The 16,517-nt window shown below is 55.2% G+C and carries 12 protein-coding genes; all 12 read left to right on the top strand.

The window, feature by feature from the left end:
• The first annotated feature begins 7 nt into the window (after positions 1 to 7).
• The 12 genes from epsE (at position 8) to FJQ89_RS25105 (ending at position 16,511) form a co-directional block, all read left to right on the top strand.
• Positions 8 to 796 (top strand): polysaccharide export protein EpsE, encoded by a 789-nt coding sequence (gene epsE / locus FJQ89_RS25050; protein ID WP_141172143.1) that lies wholly within the window; start codon positions 8 to 10, stop codon positions 794 to 796.
• Between the two features lie 58 nt (positions 797 to 854).
• A complete protein-coding gene (gene epsF / locus FJQ89_RS25055) occupies positions 855 to 2,264 on the top strand; it encodes a chain length determinant protein EpsF (protein ID WP_141172144.1) in 1,410 nt (469 codons plus the stop codon).
• Positions 2,265 to 2,279: 15 nt separating this feature from the next.
• Positions 2,280 to 3,155, top strand: coding sequence for a chain length determinant protein tyrosine kinase EpsG (epsG, locus tag FJQ89_RS25060; protein ID WP_243136254.1), 876 nt, complete (start codon positions 2,280 to 2,282; stop codon positions 3,153 to 3,155).
• A complete protein-coding gene (gene xrtB, locus FJQ89_RS25065; RefSeq protein ID WP_141172146.1) occupies positions 3,155 to 4,048 on the top strand; it encodes an exosortase B in 894 nt (297 codons plus the stop codon). Before epsG ends, xrtB begins: the two co-directional genes overlap by 1 nt.
• Positions 4,045 to 4,713, top strand: a complete 669-nt coding sequence (gene epsI / locus FJQ89_RS25070; RefSeq protein WP_141172147.1) for an exosortase-associated protein EpsI, B-type — start codon at positions 4,045 to 4,047, stop codon at positions 4,711 to 4,713. Before xrtB ends, epsI begins: the two co-directional genes overlap by 4 nt.
• Positions 4,714 to 4,843: 130 nt before the next feature.
• Positions 4,844 to 6,385: a lipopolysaccharide biosynthesis protein gene (locus FJQ89_RS25075; protein ID WP_141172148.1), complete on the top strand. Its 1,542-nt coding sequence runs from the start codon at positions 4,844 to 4,846 to the stop codon at positions 6,383 to 6,385.
• A 12-nt stretch (positions 6,386 to 6,397) separates the two neighbouring features.
• A complete protein-coding gene (locus tag FJQ89_RS25080) occupies positions 6,398 to 7,465 on the top strand; it encodes a nitroreductase family protein (protein ID WP_141172149.1) in 1,068 nt (355 codons plus the stop codon).
• 57 nt (positions 7,466 to 7,522) lie between these two features.
• Positions 7,523 to 9,088: a hypothetical protein gene (locus FJQ89_RS25085; RefSeq protein WP_141172150.1), complete on the top strand. Its 1,566-nt coding sequence runs from the start codon at positions 7,523 to 7,525 to the stop codon at positions 9,086 to 9,088.
• A gap of 55 nt (positions 9,089 to 9,143) precedes the next feature.
• Positions 9,144 to 10,382, top strand: a complete 1,239-nt coding sequence (locus tag FJQ89_RS25090; RefSeq protein WP_141172151.1) for a polysaccharide pyruvyl transferase family protein — start codon at positions 9,144 to 9,146, stop codon at positions 10,380 to 10,382.
• A 10-nt stretch (positions 10,383 to 10,392) separates the two neighbouring features.
• Positions 10,393 to 11,394 (top strand): glycosyltransferase family 2 protein, encoded by a 1,002-nt coding sequence (locus tag FJQ89_RS25095; RefSeq protein ID WP_423245173.1) that lies wholly within the window; start codon positions 10,393 to 10,395, stop codon positions 11,392 to 11,394.
• 1,452 nt (positions 11,395 to 12,846) lie between these two features.
• Positions 12,847 to 15,120, top strand: coding sequence for a hypothetical protein (locus tag FJQ89_RS25100; RefSeq protein WP_141172153.1), 2,274 nt, complete (start codon positions 12,847 to 12,849; stop codon positions 15,118 to 15,120).
• A gap of 272 nt (positions 15,121 to 15,392) precedes the next feature.
• Positions 15,393 to 16,511, top strand: a complete 1,119-nt coding sequence (locus tag FJQ89_RS25105) for a glycosyltransferase (RefSeq protein ID WP_141172154.1) — start codon at positions 15,393 to 15,395, stop codon at positions 16,509 to 16,511.
• The last annotated feature ends 6 nt before the right edge of the window (positions 16,512 to 16,517 follow it).

The raw sequence follows: 16,517 nt of genomic DNA on the forward strand, positions 1-16,517 counted from the left end.
ACTGATCATGAAACGACTCGTACTGTGGATGACGGCGCTGTTGATGGCAGGGGTACTGAATGTTGCCGGTGCAGCAGATGTTCTGCTGGGCCCAGGGGATATATTGAAAGTCACGGTGTACGGCAGCCCCGACCTTGCCATGGAAACCCGTGTTAGCGAAGCGGGCGATATTACATTCCCGCTGATCGGCCCCGTGCATGTCGGCGGTCTCTCCACGTCAGTGGCCGAGAAGAAAATCGGCGGCTTGCTGGAAAGTGGCGGTTTTTTACGCAAGGCCCAGGTCAATATCCTCGTGACAGTCCTGCAAAGCCAGCAAGTGTCGGTGCTGGGCCAGGTTAACCGTCCGGGACGCTACCCGATCGAAGGCAAGCGCAGCGTCATGGATATGCTGGCGGTTGCCGGTGGCATAAGTGCCGATGGCGGTGATACGATCAGCCTGATCCGCAAACGCAGCGGCAGTACCACGCGCGAAGTGGTCGACATCATCAAGATGGTGCAAAGTGGCGAGTTGTCCCAGGATTACGAGGTCTCGGGCAATGACGTGATTTTCGTCGAGCGCGCTCCCCGCTTCTATATTTATGGTGAGGTACAACGTCCTGGCGCATTCCGGCTCGAGCGTGATATGACCGTGTTGCAGGCATTGTCAGTGGGCGGTGGTTTGACACAGCGCGGTACAGAACGCGGCGTGCGGATCAAACGCCGTGACGCCAATGGCGCCTTGCAAGTGCTCGATGCCAAACATGATGATTTGCTCAAGGTGGACGACGTCGTGTATGTGAAGGAAAGTCTTTTTTGATTTTCCACTAACACATTTGTCATACGGCACCATTTTTTCTCCGGTTTGAAAGCACCAAATGAACTTAGCCCAATTTTTACTTATCTTGCGAGCACGCAAGAAAATTGTCCTGCTAACCCTGCTGTTTACAGTCGCGGTTACGTTGGGCGTCAGTCTGATTCTGCCGAAGTCGTATCGGGGAACCAGCTCACTGGTGCTGAACTATAAAGGTGTAGATCCGCTGACCGGCTTGACCTTGCCAGGGCAATTGCTGCCTGGGTATATGGCAACGCAGATTGATATCATCAGCAGCAAGAATGTCGCTCTGCGCGTGGTCGATTCCCTCGGCTTGGCGAAAAGCCCTGCCGTCGTTGCTCAGTTCAACGAGGATACGCAAGGCAAGGGCAATATTCGTGACTGGCTGGCCGACTTGCTGCTGAAAAAGCTGGAAATCGTGCCGTCGCGCGAGAGCAGTGTCGTCGATGTCAGCTTCAAGGGCGCCGATCCGCAATTCGTTGCCGCTGTGGCGAATGCATTTGTTGATGAGTATCAAAAAATCAACATCCAGCTGAAGGTGGAGCCGATGCAAAAGGCCTCCGCTTACTTTAACGACCAGATCAAGCTGTTGCGTGACAATGTCGAGGTAACGCAAAGCCGGTTGTCAAAGTACCAGCAAGAGAATGGCATCGTCAGTGTCGATAACCGTCTGGACGTCGAATCGAATCGCTTGAACGACTTGTCGGCACAATTGGTCGCGGCACAGGGGCAGTTGATGGAAGCCAGTTCGCGCCAGCGCATGGCGCAAGGTGCGAATGCGGCCAACTCGCCTGATGTCACAACGAACCCGCTTATCCAGAATCTGAAAATCGGGCTTGGTAGCGCGGAGGGGAAATTGGCCGAACTTGGACAGCGTCTGAGCCCGAATCACCCGCAATACCAGAGCGCCAAGGCTGAAGTGGACAAGTTGCGCAATGATTTGCGCGAACAAATGCAGGCGACGTCGTCCAGTGTTGGGAATAATGCGGAAATCCTGCAGCAGCGCGAGGCAGCCGTGCGCGGGGCCCTGGCGGCACAGAAATCCAAGGTGCTCGAACTGAACCGCACACGCGATGAAATGGGCGTTCTGGCGAAGGACGTGGAAAGCGCGCAGCGCGCATTCGATGTGGCATCGCAGCGTTTTTCGCAAACGCGGATCGAGGGACAGTCCGATCAATCCGACGTGGCGGTATTGAACCCGGCCACGCCGCCGATCGAACCGGCCTCGCCGAAAATCCTGTTGAACGTCGTGCTGTCGCTGTTCCTGGGCACCATGCTGGGGGTCGGTTTTGCCCTAGTGATGGAAATGCTCGATCGCCGCGTGCGTTCCGAGACGGACCTGCAGGATGCGGTTGATGTGCCGGTGCTTGGCCTAGTGGAATGGAAGGCGCCAAAGCGTCGCCGTTTCGGTCTCTTCAAACGTGCTGCGCCACGCAAGCTTGGCCTTAATTAAAGAATGGACTCGACGATGAATCAACTTATCCACCCGGTTGCGACACCGGCACCGTCGCGCAGTGCCGATTCCAGTATCGGTGGCTTGCTGCTGGAATCAGGCAAGATCACGCCGGAAGGTGCCGAGCGCATCTTGCGCATGCAGAAAGAACTGGGTATACGCTTCGGTGAAGCGGCGCAGCGCCTGGGCCTGGTAACGGAAGCCGATATTCAACAAGTGCTGGCGCGCCAATTCGATTATCCTTACCTGCAGCCAGGCGAACGCCAGTATTCAGACAAGCTTTTGGCCGCCTATCAACCGTTCAGTCCGCAGGTGGAAACCCTGCGTGCTGTGCGTAGCCAGTTGATGCTGCGCTGGTTTGCACGCGGGCGCAAGGCGCTGGTAGTGGCCGGAATCGATTCCGGTGATGGTGCCAGCTTGTTCGCCGCCAACCTGGCCGTGGTGTTTTCCCAGCTGGGTGAAAATACTCTGCTGGTGGATGCGAATTTGCGCAAGCCGATACAGCATGAGGTTTTTGATGTGAAGGGGCGCCAGGGCTTGTCCGACATGCTGGCTGGCCGCGCCGAGATCGATATCATTGAGAAGGTGGATGCTTTTGTTTCGCTGTCAGTGCTGGGCGCTGGTACCTTGCCGCCGAATCCGCAGGAACTCCTCAGCCGTAGTTCGTTCGGCGGCTTAAATCAACAACTGGAAAGCTTGTACGACGTCGTACTGTATGACGTGGCAGCCTATTCCGATGGTTCCGATTCGCTGGCCATCGCCGGCCGCGCCGGCGGTGTGTTGCTGGTGGCACGCAAGAACAAGACGCAGCTGGAAGCGATCAGCGCCATGGCCGAACAAATGAAAAACAATGGTGCCGAGGTGGTTGGCTCCGTGCTGGTTGACTTCTGATGACAGCGCTCTCAAACGCCGGTGCTGGGTCAGCCTCTGCCAAATGGCGGATGGAACTGTCCAGTTGGCCGATATTGCTGGGTTTCCTGGCACTCGCCGTTCCGACGTTGATCAGTCTTTTTGGCGGCCCATGGTCGACGGAAGAGTACGCGCACGGACCGATTATCCTGGTGCTTGCCTTATGGCTGATGTGGCGCCGCTGGCCCATGGTGCTCGCGGCGGCAGATAGCCGTCCGAGCTGGACCGGCTGGCCGCTGTTTGCGCTTGCAATGCCTCTGTACGTGATTGGCCGCTCGCAACAGATACTCTCCTTTGAAATCGGCTCGCTGATATTGCTGGGAGCTGCACTGGTGCAGGTGCGTCAGGGTGCGCGTGCGCTGGTCATCTTGTGGTTCCCGTTTTTCTTCATGCTGTTCATGATTCCCTTGCCCGGCGCCGTGGTCAGTGCATTGACTATGCCTATGAAGATGGCGGTTTCCTATGTTACCGAACACTTGCTGTATGCCGCCGGGTACCCGATCGCGCGCACCGGGGTGATTTTGCAGATCGGGCAGTACCAGTTGCTCGTCGCTGATGCCTGTGCCGGCTTGCAGACCTTGCTTACCCTGGAATCGCTGGGTTTGTTTTACCTGAATGTCGTGCGCCATACCTCGGCCTTGCGTAATATCGGCCTGGCCTTGTTGATCATTCCCATTTCCTTCACTGCGAACGTGATTCGCGTAGTGACGCTGACGCTGATTACCTATTACTTTGGCGATGCCGCTGGCCAGGGCTTCCTGCATGGCTTTGCCGGAATGGTGTTGTTCATCAGTGCACTGGTTTTGATTATTGGCGTCGATTCCCTGTTGCAGAGTATCTCGAAGTGGCATGCCGGACGCGGAGCGCTCAAATGAAGACAAGATTAATTGGCGCAATGGTGATGGGCGCCTGCATGTTGCTCGCCGCTGGTGCTACAGTGGCACTCACGCCCCATATCTACCAGGCGAAGATTCGTCCGCCGTTTGTGCTGGAAAACGTGATACCAGTGCAGTTTGGGGAGTGGAGCGAGGAAAAGAACCAGATGGCCGCTGTGGTCAGTCCGGAAACGGCAGCCATGTTGAAGAAAATTTATTCGCAAACACTCTCGCGCACTTACGTCAATCGCCAGGGTGAGCGTGTCATGCTGTCGATAGCTTATGGCGGGGACCAGAGCGACACCATGCAGGTGCATTACCCAGAAGTGTGCTATCCCGCACAGGGCTTTCAGCTATTGCGGGAACGCAGTGAAACCTTGAAGCTCGCTTATAGCAGCATCCCCGTAAAACGCCTGGAAACGAGCCTGGCCAACCAGCGATTCGAACCGATTACGTACTGGACCACAGTGGGTGACCAGGTCGTGCAAGGCGGATTCAATAAAAAGCTTGCGGAAATGAAATATGGCATGGACGGCCAGATACCCGATGGCTTGCTATTCCGGGTCTCGTCGATTGATATGAATACGGCGCGTGCGTATCGATTGCATGACAACTTTGTGAGCGCTTTGGAAAAACGTTGCCTCCGGCATATCGCAAGCGTCTGATGGGAAGCACATCTTGAAATGTTCAGTTTGTTTCATGTCTGCGGTTCCAGGCTGATGAAGCTTCGTCCTTTGCCGAGTTTTCGAGTGTACTTGTCCTTCGCCAGGTTACCGTCACCAGTGCTCTGTCACCATGTCCGCTGATTTGCACGAAGACGCCTATTCCTCGGCGAAAGTGAAACGCAGTCTGGTGCATTTCCTAGTAGGTAAAACTGGTTCGGCAGTCATCGCGATTGGCATGCTGCTGGTGCTGGTACGCATGCTCGAACGGGAATCATATGGTTTGTACATTGTTCTATTGGCCACCCTGGAATTGGTGCAGTTGGGCAGTAGCCTGGGGTGCTACCCGGCATTGAACCGTTATGTACCGGAGCTGTTGTCGCGTAATCAGGGCTTGGCCGTACGGCGCCTGCTTTGGCTGCTGTCTTGCTGGCGTGGCGTGACGCTGGCTGTCGCATGCCTTATTTTTGCCAGCATGGCCAGGCCCTTGTCCGGCTTGCTGGGTTTCCCGAACTTCGCTGCCATTATAGCCTTGTACGCGGTGGTCATTTTCCTGGAAGGTGCGGCCCGCTATTTTGATGTTGTTTTTGAAACTTTATTGTTGCAGGGTGTAAGTCAAAGTGCGGTGTTGCTGCGCAATGGTTTGCGTCTGGCTGGAATCCTGCTGGCGTTCTCCTTCGACATGGAATTTTCCCTCTTGATTTTTGTATGGATCGAAATAACGGCATCTGCTTGTGGACTGGGCTTTTCCATATTGTTGACTGCGCGTCATGTCAATGCCATTGCGCGTACGCGTCCTGGCGACCAGGCCATGCCTTCGGTGTCGCGCATGCGCACGTATGTGACGCCAGCCTACCTTGCCCAGGTGGTCGGTCTGGCGCAGGGGCCTGATCTGGTCAAGATGCTCGTTGCCAAGCTGTCTGGCGCTGTGCAGACCGGAGCATTCGGCTTTGCGGCGGCGCTGGCCAGCATGTTGCAGCGCTATCTTCCTGTCTTCTTGCTGATCGGGATGGTGCGGCCTTTATTTGTTTCACAGCAGGCCCGAGGCAGGGATCCCGCGCGCCTGATTCTGCTGGCAAATCTTGTTTTCAAGCTTAATGTTTTTGTGATCGCTCCCGTCGCGATGCTGCTGCTAGTGGTGGGTGAGCGCCTGACCGGAACGTTGTCGGGAGGAAAATTTCCGGAAGCCTGGCAATATCTGGCTGCCTTGCTCTTGCTCTTGGTCGCGCAAACCCTGCATGTCGTTCTGGGTTTGATTGCGCTGGCGGCCGAAGAAGCGCGCGCCGGACTGCTAGGGACAATGTATGGTCTGGCAGGCATCGCCGCCGGCCTGCTACTGTATCCATTGATGGGGCCGCTGTCGATGTGCGCCGGCCTGATAGTCAGTGAGCTGATTTGGTGCTGGGTCATGCATGGGGCGTTAAAGCGCCATGGATTTCACTTCCGGATCGATTGGTCTGGATTGCTGCGCTTGTGGCTTGCTGCCGCGGCCGCGATGCTGCCGCTGCTGCTGGGACGTGCCTATCTGTTGGGTTCCTCTCTACTGGCGCTGATGTCGGCGATTGCCTTCACCGGTCTGCTGTATTTATTCATCGCTCGCCTGCTAAGGCCATTTTCTGGCAGTGAGCGCCACTTAATCAATTCGGCGTTGCCCAAGCCGATTTTTGTCTGGTAATGATAGAGCAAGATGTCCGATTTTAAACAAACGGTACCCGTGCCAGGGTTGAAGGCGCGCCTGAAACAGCAACTACGCGCCCATCCACTGCTGTGGGGCGTTTATTGGCGAGCCAAGCAGCAGATTCGCCGCCTGGCGTTGATGCGCTATTTTTGGTACGACATCCGTCACACCTACCGGGGCATGTTCTGGCGGCATCAACATGTAGAAGTGCCTACCTTGGGCGCCGAGATGCTGTTTCAATATCATAAATTAGAAAAAGGGCTGGTCATGCCGGGCAAGCGTCGGCTGTTCGGGCTTGAGCCAGCGCATGCTAGCATGCAACTAATACAGCGTTGGCGCGCGGCGGGACATGATTTGCAAGATCCCGTGTATGTTGGTGCGGTCGAAACGCTGCGTGCCTACCAAAGGCGCTTGCGGGACAATGAGCTCGACCCGAAGGGCATTATTTTGCCTCAAGTGGATGTTTTCCTTCAGAACAGCGGTGATGGCGATGCGGCGTTAGCGACACCACAGAAGCTGGTGAAAGCGATGGTGACCGAACGGTCGCCGGCGGCCACGTTCCGTTCGCTGACGGAAGCACGCCGTAGCGTACGCAGTTTCTTGCCCGAGACAGTGCCATACGGAGTGTTCGAGGAAGCCGTGCGCCTGGCCCAGCTCTCACCATCGGCCTGCAACCGCCAGCCTTGCCGCATCTATCTGGTGAGTGACGAGGAACAGAGGCGGCAACTGCTTGCGCTGCAGAACGGCAATTTGGGCTTTGGCCATATGGCGCCCCATGTCGCCATCATTACCGCCGACGAGGAATGCTTTTTTGATGCCAGCGAGCGGCACGAGCCGTATGTCGATGGCGGCCTGTTTTCCATGTCGTTCATTCTTGCATTGCGTGCCCAGAATGTCGCTTCGTGTTGCCTCAACTGGTGTGTTTCGCCAGAGACCGACCGGCGTGCGCATGCCTTGTTCGCGCTGCCGCAGTCGCAGCGCATTGTCATGCTCATGGCGATCGGCTATGCGCCCGAGGAGTGCGCGGTGCCCCGTTCGCCCCGGCGAGGCTTGGAGCAGGTGTTGATTTCATTGTAAGCACGGCGCCGATGGCGCAAAATTTCTATAATCGCAAGGCAGTTGGAGCCAGGCTTAATGAAGCAGTCACTTAAAAAAAATCGATTCCAGTATGTTCTCATGGCGATGGGCGGCATGCTGACAGTCTTTCTGTTGTCCGCATTTGTTGCCCTAGCAGGACCGGGAAAACCGACCTTCCTGCTGATCGGTGCAATGGCGGCAGCGTTTCTTCTATTGCTAGATAATTCGCGCCTGATCTTCCTCCTGGGCGTGATGGTATTTGTGGTGATTGGTCAGTTGCTCTATTTTGCGAAAATCAACCAGGCGCTCTGGCTGCCGTATGGCCTGTCCGCTTTGCTTTTCCTGCGCATTCCTTCCGCATACCTGCAAAGTCCATTTGCGAAATCGCGGGTGCCGATCCCGCTGCTGCTGCCGCTGCTGTTTTTCTTTTTTATCCTGCTGCTGTCCATTGCTCTCAATACGCCTCCGTTGTTGCAGGTAATGGTGGGTGGCAAAAACCTGATCATGCTGTGGAGCGTCTTCCTGCTGATCGCCTTGTTTGCCATTCCGTTTTCAGCGATGGAGCGGCTGATTGGCATGTTGTTCGGCGTCGTTTTCCTGCAAATTCCCTTTGTTCTCTATCAATACTTCATCGTGGCGCCGAAGCGTAGCAACCTCGGTGGCCGTCACGGCGTGGCGTGGGATGCAATCGTCGGTTCTCTGGGGGGCGATCCGAACGCGGGGGGCTTGAGCGGTTCCATGGCATTTTTATTGGTGGTAGGCATGATCCTTGCCATCAGCCTGTACCGCCATCGCCAGATCGGGAAAAAAATGCTGGCGGCGATCTGGCTTGCCGGATTGCTGTGCATCGGTTTGGCTGAAGTGAAAGTGGTCGTCGTACTTTTACCAATTGGTATCGGCATCTTGTTTTGGAAAGATTTGCTGGCCAGGCCCTTGAAAGCAGTTCTGGGTGTGCTGGGGGGCGTGGTGTTAGCGCTGTGCATCTTGGTGGCGTATAACGAAATACACTCCAATAAGTCGAACAAGGCACATGATTTGACGCAGTTGCTGGATCAGAATTTTGGCTACGTTTTGGACCCGGCTCTGATCAATTTTGAGACGGGCGAGATGGGCCGCAGCGCCGCCATCATGTTCTGGTGGAGCGAAGGCTTCGAGCCGGATCCATTACGGGGTCTGCTCGGATACGGGCCGGGTGCCAGCCGCAGCTCGAGTTCGCTGGCGGTGGGTGAAATTGCAAGGAAGTACAAGTTTGGCATCGACCGCTCCAGTGCCACCCAATTGCTGTGGGAAGTGGGCCTGGTAGGATTCTTTGCTTATCTGCTGATTTTCGGCGGAGCGGTATGGATGGCGTTGCGCAGTGCCGACGTCTTCCAGTCGCCGAGAACGAAGGCGATGCTGGAAGCCTCTGGCGCGAGTCTATGCATGGCGCTGTTGATGTTGCCTTATGGTCGCGACATGTTGGAGGCGCCCGCGCTGACCTTCACCATGATGTGCCTGCTGGGCTATGTCGCCCAGGCATATGGACTGCGTGCGCTGGCCAGCGTATCGCGCAAGGGAGTCCCGCGTTCCGCAAGTGCAGGCATTTTGACAGAGCAGGACGTGGTGGGCTTACAAAAACGTTGAATCGAGTCATGCCATGGCGTGAACACTTCGCTATCAATCTACTACAGGATGTTTCATGACTAAGATTTACTTTGCAGGTCACAATAACTTTGGCAACCGGGGCTGTGAAGCATTGGTCCGTTCCGTGTCGGGACTGATACGCACGCAGCTCGATAGTGTGCGGTTCGCCACCCCCTCCGTTGCCATCGAGCTCGATAGCAAGCAGTGGCCGCAAGCGGTAGCCAATGGAATCGAATTCGTTTCCGCCGCGCCTGCCTCCGAGAAGTTGCGTTGGTGGAGCCGGGCGAACCGGGTGCTGCCTTTGATTGAGCGCATGGGCCGGCCGGGCAGCAAGCTCGATCCCGCCTCGCATAGACAGTTAAAAGATTCGTCGCTGCTGCTGATGACGGGCGGCGATAATATTTCTCTCGATTATGGTTTGGTGTCGCTATATGAGCATGCCGCGTATATCGATGCGGCAAAACGCCTGGGGATACCGGCCATGTTGTGGGGTGCCTCAGTGGGACCGTTCAGCCGTAAGCCTCATGTGGAACGCTTCATGCAAAAGCACCTAGCCGACTACGCGGCCATCACGGTACGCGAAACGGAAACGGCGCGTTATCTGCGTGGCATTGGCCTGGACAATGTGATCGAGGCCAGTGATCCCGCCTTTACCCTCGTTCCGGAAGCATTCGACGTGAGCTCCATCTTGCCCGAGGCGCCAGAGGGCGTCATCGGCATTAATGTCAGCCCTCTGGTGCGAGGTTACCTTGCCGGAGAACAAGCACGCACGACACTCGATGCCGAGGTGGCGGCCTTCGTGCGCGAACTCGTCGAAAAGCGTGGTTACGCCGTTGTATTGCTGCCGCACGTCGGACCACTCGATGGCAGCAACCGCAATAGCGATTACCACTACATGCACGGCTTGATGAAGGAATATGCGCTCGACCATCCACGCATACGCCTGGCTCCTTCGCATCTGAATGCCACGCAGCTGAAATACCTGATTTCGCGCTTCCGCTTCTTTATTGGTGCGCGCACCCATGCCACCATTGCTGCATTCTCCACAGGTGTGCCGACCATTTCGATTGCTTACAGCGTCAAGGCGAAGGGCATCAACCGTGACCTGTTTGGCGATACGCGCCTCGTTCTCGATACCCCGGCCGTGTCGCTCGTCAGCTTGCGCCAATACTTGAGCCACCTTGAAAGTCATGAGCAGGAGATCCGGGATCTGCTTGCCGAGCGGATTCCCGAATGGCGCCGTCGTGCGGCTATTCCCGTACAGTCCGTATTGAATCTGGTAGGGAAACGTTGATATGAGCAGGATGGCTGTGAGTGTCATCATCAAGGCGCTTAATGAAGAAAAGCATATAGCGCGGGCAATCGAAAGTGCCCTGCGGGCGGTGAGCAAAGTTGGCGGGGAGGTGATCCTTGCCGACTCGGCATCAACTGATCGCACGGTTGAAATTGCCTCGGCGTATCCGGTTACCATCGTCAGCCTAGCTAACCCGCTGGAGCGCTGCTGTGGTATCGGAGCACAGCTCGGTTATCAGCACGCCCGTGGCGAGTTCATTTATGTCCTCGATGGCGACATGGTCATGCATGATGGTTTTCTGGAAGCCGCCCTTGCGTGTTTTGCCGAGAATGCGATGCTCGCCGGCGTGGGCGGCATGGTCTGCGAAAAAAATCTTGACAGCCTTGAGTATCGAATGAGGGTCGCGCGCGCGTCGCCTGATTTGAAGCCCGGAGAAGTAGGGCGCCTCGATGGCGGCGCCCTGTATCGCCGTGCCGCAGTCGACAAACTCGGGTACCTGACCGATCGCAATCTGCATAGTTATGAAGAGTTCGACCTTGGCATACGGCTGCGTGCGGCAGGCTGGAGCTTGCAGCGCATCCCCGTGAATGCGGTAGATCACTATGGCCATACGACGGAAGCGGTGAAACTGTTGCTGCGGCGTTGGAAAACTGGCTACATCTGCGGCTCAGGCGAGGTCCTGCGCGCCGCCATCGGCAAGTCTCATTTGCCACTGGTATTGCGGGAACTGCGCGACCTGCATTTAAGCGGGGCGATCATTGCATGGGGGCTTGCCATGGTTGGCGTGTGGTGGCTGCCCGCCTCCCTGCTGGCCACGACAGGTGCATTTTTACTGGTTCTGATACTGCCCATACTGTTGATGGCGGTAAAAAAACGCTCGCTAGCGCGCGCTACGTATTCTATATTCTCGTGGTGTCTCGGTACTGCGGGCTTGTTGCGCGGCTTTTACGCATCGCGCCGTCCACCTACTGAGTCGATCCGGGTACGCCTGCATTCCCCAGGCGCATATTGAATCCAGGGATGGCCGCGCCAGCTGTTCCTGCAATGCCGACGGCGGGCGCGGCAACGTTTACATACCGAGTGCCCCCTTGCAACGGATGCGTGGCTATCAGCGTAACCATCTAACATCATTGAAGACGTCGAGCAGCCACCGTCGGTATGATATTCAATCAAGTTGTGGCCGGCACCGCTGGCCCGCAGCCCATAGTTGTTACGCACAATTATGTGGAGCACGAGGACCAAGCTTCGAGGATGGAGTTTCCACCCACATTATAGCTATAATTTCTTTCAATGATCGAATCGTCCACATTGGCAACCTCGAAGCGTTTTTCAGCGAAGCCTAGCCTTCGTAATCGATAATTATGCACACATTGCCGGTTTGGGGGGAGGGGGGCGGCGCGTCGCAGGCAGAGTTGGTTCGCGTGGTCACTTTCGAAAAGGAAGTTGCTAGACTTTCCCCATTGTATCAGGCCATATAGCGTAATTGCCTGCTTATTCGCAGGTTTTCTGGCCTGACGCGGGTGACTAAACGCTTGCTTCGACGCGTATTTGGTCGCCAGCAGTGAGCTACGCTACGTGGCAGGTTGCGGCCGCGAAGCAATGCCTGTCCCATCATGCAGCATCGCTGTCGTTTGAGTATCAGGCTTGGCCGGACGGTAAAACCTTGCTGCGTGCACATGGTTTTACCGCAAGATAGAAGGTCATTCTGAATGAATAACGATATATGCGACGGCAAGAAACAATGGTATGAAAAATAATCGTTGTATATGAAAAATATATATCTTATTCATAATTTATTGACGGTGAAATTCAATTTATATTGAATTTCATGCATTTTTCTTCAGTGTTGTCAGCCGAGACATTATTTTATTGCGTCATATTTAATAGATGCATGTGCACGTTAGTTACTGTTTTCATCTGAATGGCGATCTTTTTGAAGAAGGTAACTGTTATTTATTCACCGTTCTGCAGGTCCCGTTGCTGATTACGTGCGTGCGCGCTCGTCGCTTTGTCTGGAGGTGATTTCTGCTTGCGCCACATGCACCCTCGAAGCACCCCTGGCTTGGCTATGGCAAGGCCGGAGCGACGCCTAAGTGCTCTCTTGCACACTGGGCGGTAGCGATTGACTGGAAGGCTCGCGATTTTCTGCTCGATGAATGGGCCGCAAGTGTATCGCCAAGCTGGCGCGAGGGGCAATTGTTGTTGAATTGCACGGAGTTATCTTTGGCGCTTCTTTTAATGAGCTTGCTTCAAAACAGAAATGATAAAATGAGGCAATTAAATATTTGTGGGTATCGGTTGCTTAGCATGATATTTAAATCATTTTTTCATTTATGGCAATTTTGTGCTATCTGGCTGTTGGTTGATTTGGCTGCAAAATCTTCAATGTTGAATGGTAGTTCGAAGACGGATGGTTCTGCAGTGACGAATCGCTGCTGAGTATTTCTCTGCAAGAGGAGGTATTATGTTTTTTAACTATATGACATCGCGCCAGGTGTATCGTGGCATTGGCAAATGGTTGTTGCTGGCTGGCCTGTGTGCTTTTTCGTCGGCTGGGGCCATTGCTGCAGAGTGGAAGACGGTCGAGGACACCAGCTTGGTCATTCGCGATGGGAGCCCACTCGATTTCAGTAAGTGGCTGCCCGCTGGGCCAGCCGGTTCGCAGGGTGCGGTGATAAGTGGCGGACCACGTGGACGCTTCGCCTTTGCCAAGAATCCGGCAGTGCCTGCGACCTTGAACTGCGTTTCCCTAGCATGGAGTCCTGCTACGGGCAGCTTCCCGGACAAGGTCATGGCGGACTTGTTCGCCCGTCAGATCAAGGTGCATGGATACAACCTGGTGCGCATACATCATGTTGAAGCGATATTAATGACAAACCGGGCAGTTGACTTTGATTTTGACCCAGTGCAGTTGGACCGCTTTTATTACTTCCTGTCGGCGCTGAAGAAACAAGGCGTGTATTGGGTGATCGATGTCATGACGTCGGAGAACGGCGCATTCGGCAATGTCCTGCCAAATCGCTGGATAGAAAAGCATAACCTAAAAGTCAAGGTGCACGTAAAAGAGGACGCAAAGGCCCATTGGCGCATGCTTGTCGATAAGTTATATGTGCCGAAGAATCCATATACTGGCTTGAGCCCGTTGAATGATCCCGCCATGGCGGGCATGATATTGCTGAATGAAGGAAGCTTGAACTTTCTTGCTCAGACGCGTGAAAGAGGTATTTGGCCGGCTGAACTGCAGCCATTGTTTGTTGCCTTTTTGAAGCGCAAGTATGTAAACGATGCTGCTCTCAGGACGGCGTGGGGTGACTTGCGCGCAGATGAATCCATTGTGACCGGCACTGTGCGCATGCCAGAGGCACGCAACTATTCCGTGCGCATGCAGGATTTCCAGAGACTGCTTGGCGAAGTGGAGACCGATACCGGACGTTGGATGGCAACCCATCTGCGCTCGCGCGGCTACGGCGGTCCCTTGACCTCCTACGACAACTGGAATACCACACAGGCAGGCGCGACCCGTGCCGGATTTGGCTGGATCGACATGCATGCCTACCATGATGAGGTGTTGGGCTTTTCCCCAGGAACGAAAATTGCGCAGACCAGTTCCACAGACGGTGGCGCGCGCTATGCCCGCTGGCTGGCAACAGCCCGGCATGCCGGAAAGCCTTTCTCGGTCACGGAGTATGGTCAGCCATTCTGGAACCGTTTCCGTTTCGAGGCGGGTGCGATCGTGCCGGCGATGGCCGCGCTGCAAGGCTGGGACTATGCTTGCCTGCACGGTGAAGGTGGCGTGGATCTCACCTTTTATAACAATGTGATACGCAAGGTGGCCGTACACCCGTATGGCGTGGGAATCGATCCCGTGACCCGTGCTGGCGAGACACTCGCCGCTTTGTTGTTCATGCGAGGCGACGTTGCGCCCTCTCCCAACCGGATAAGCATCGACTACCAGGGTGATTCCGCCTTTACGCGTCCCTATCTGGACGCGGTACCTGACGACCTTGGCATGGTAGCCTGGATGACGGGCGTGGAGGTGGTATATCCCAAGGAGAAGTCGTCAGTGGCCGTGAAGCAGGTCTGGCAGCCGACGACGTTCAATCAAACTACTTGGGGTCTGGCAAAAAATACGGCACAGGCTGCCATGACGCCTCAGGATTTTGCCACCGACCTGCGGGTTGCGGAACTGCGCAAGTTTGGCATTCTCGATAGTGCCAATCGCAGCAATGTTGCTGCCGGCCTGTATGAGAGCGACACCAAGCAATTGCTGATGGATACCCGGAATCGCCGCTTCATAGTGACGACTCCCCGTACCGAAGCAATTACCATGGCCGCACCGAGCAGTAACTTGACAGTAAAGTATCTAACGGTTGTTTCCACTGCGTCTCCCGCATTGCTGTCGGCCAGTTCGCTCGATGATCTGGCCTTGGCTGACAGCAAGAAGATTTTGCTAATTCTCGCCACGGATGCACAAAACACGGGCATGAAATTTGCCGATGCGGATAGGCGCGAGTTAGTTTCTTTGGGAAAAATACCTGTGCAGATACAACGCGGCGTAGCAAGCGTGAAGTTGGCGTTGAATCATGCTACGCCGATGAAACTGACGGCGCTTACCCTGAATGGAGAGCCAGGCAACGAAATCCCCCTCACGCGCACAGGTAATACATGGACCATGACCCTCGATAGCAGCGCATCGGTGAAGGGCCCGACCACCTTCTTCTTGCTGGAGAAAAAATAGGTGCAGGCTTTGCTGTCGGCGATGTGTATTGGTGTTGTGCATCGCCGCCGTTTCACGCTACTGTCGGTGCTTTAGATATTCATGGCCGCGTCTTGGTGACGCGGCTTTTTTTTGGGTAGCCCACAGTTTTTATTTGCCCCATGGAAACATGGGCAGCCGTTTAATTGCCAGTATGAAATAAATATTTCTTATCATTTTTCTTGCGATATATTTGTCATGGAAAAGTATTGTGCGATGAGCCAAATTGCAAAAATATAACATATAATATAAATATGATTACTATTCTCGTGCTGGGGCCTGCGTTGACGGCTGTGAGCGGCGTTACAACTCATCTCAATCAACTGTTCCGCTCTTCGCTGGCTCAGGAGTTCTGTCTTGTTCATTTTCAGGTGGGCAGCGAGGGGCGTGCTGAGTCAATGCTGCGCAAGCTGTTGCGTTTTAGCTGGAGTCCTGTGCAATTTATGGGCGCCTTGCTGCGGCACCGTCCACAGATTGTGCATGTCAACACGTCCATGGAACCTAAAAGTTATTGGCGTGATATTGTCTATGTTGTCATGGCAAAGTTGCTGGGGAAACGGGTGTTATACCAAGTTCATGGCGGGGCCTTGCCACAGGTGTTTTTCCGCAATCGGTTGCTGAAAAGCCTGCTTGCGCAAGTGCTGCGGATGGTCGATGAGGTCGTCTTGCTGGCGCAGGTGGAATTGCAGGAATATCGGCGCTTCGATGCCAAGCTGGCATTGCGGGTGATCCCAAATGCGATTGATATCATTCCTGATCCGCTGGTGAAATATGTCGTGCACCACAGGCCATTGGCGCTGGTTTATGTCGGCAGGCTGGCTGAGGCTAAGGGAATTTTTGATCTGCTCGAAGCGTTGGCACTGGTGCGCCAGGGCGGGAATCAGGCCACGCTCACTATTGCCGGAGGTGGACCAGCCGATGCGGCGCTGCGTCAACGCGTAGAGCAACTTCAGTTGCAAGATGCCGTGGTTTTCCTTGGGCCGGTATTTGGAGCAGACAAGAATCAGGCGTGGCTGAGTGCCGATGTGTTTGGATTCCCCACGTATCATAACGAAGGATTGCCGTATGCCTTGCTGGAAGCAATGGCTGCGCGTACGCCGGCATTGATTTGCCCGGTCGCCGCCATACCGGACGTTATGCAGGATGGCGTGCATGGTTTGTTCGTGCCGCCGCGCAATCCCCAGGCATTGGCGGACGCGATCCTGCGTCTGGACGCGGACCGTGAACTGTTGCGCGATATGGGGCAAGCGAGCCGTAGCAGGATAGAAGATCATTACTCGTTGGCTCGGCTGGCAGCAGACTTCCGCGACGCGTATCGGTCGCTCTCCGATGGGCAGGAAAAGGCCGGTGCAAACGTCCCGGATGTGCGCTAAGCGCCG

The organism is Janthinobacterium tructae (genome assembly GCF_006517255.1).
Classification (GTDB): Bacteria; Pseudomonadota; Gammaproteobacteria; order Burkholderiales; family Burkholderiaceae_D; genus Janthinobacterium; species Janthinobacterium tructae.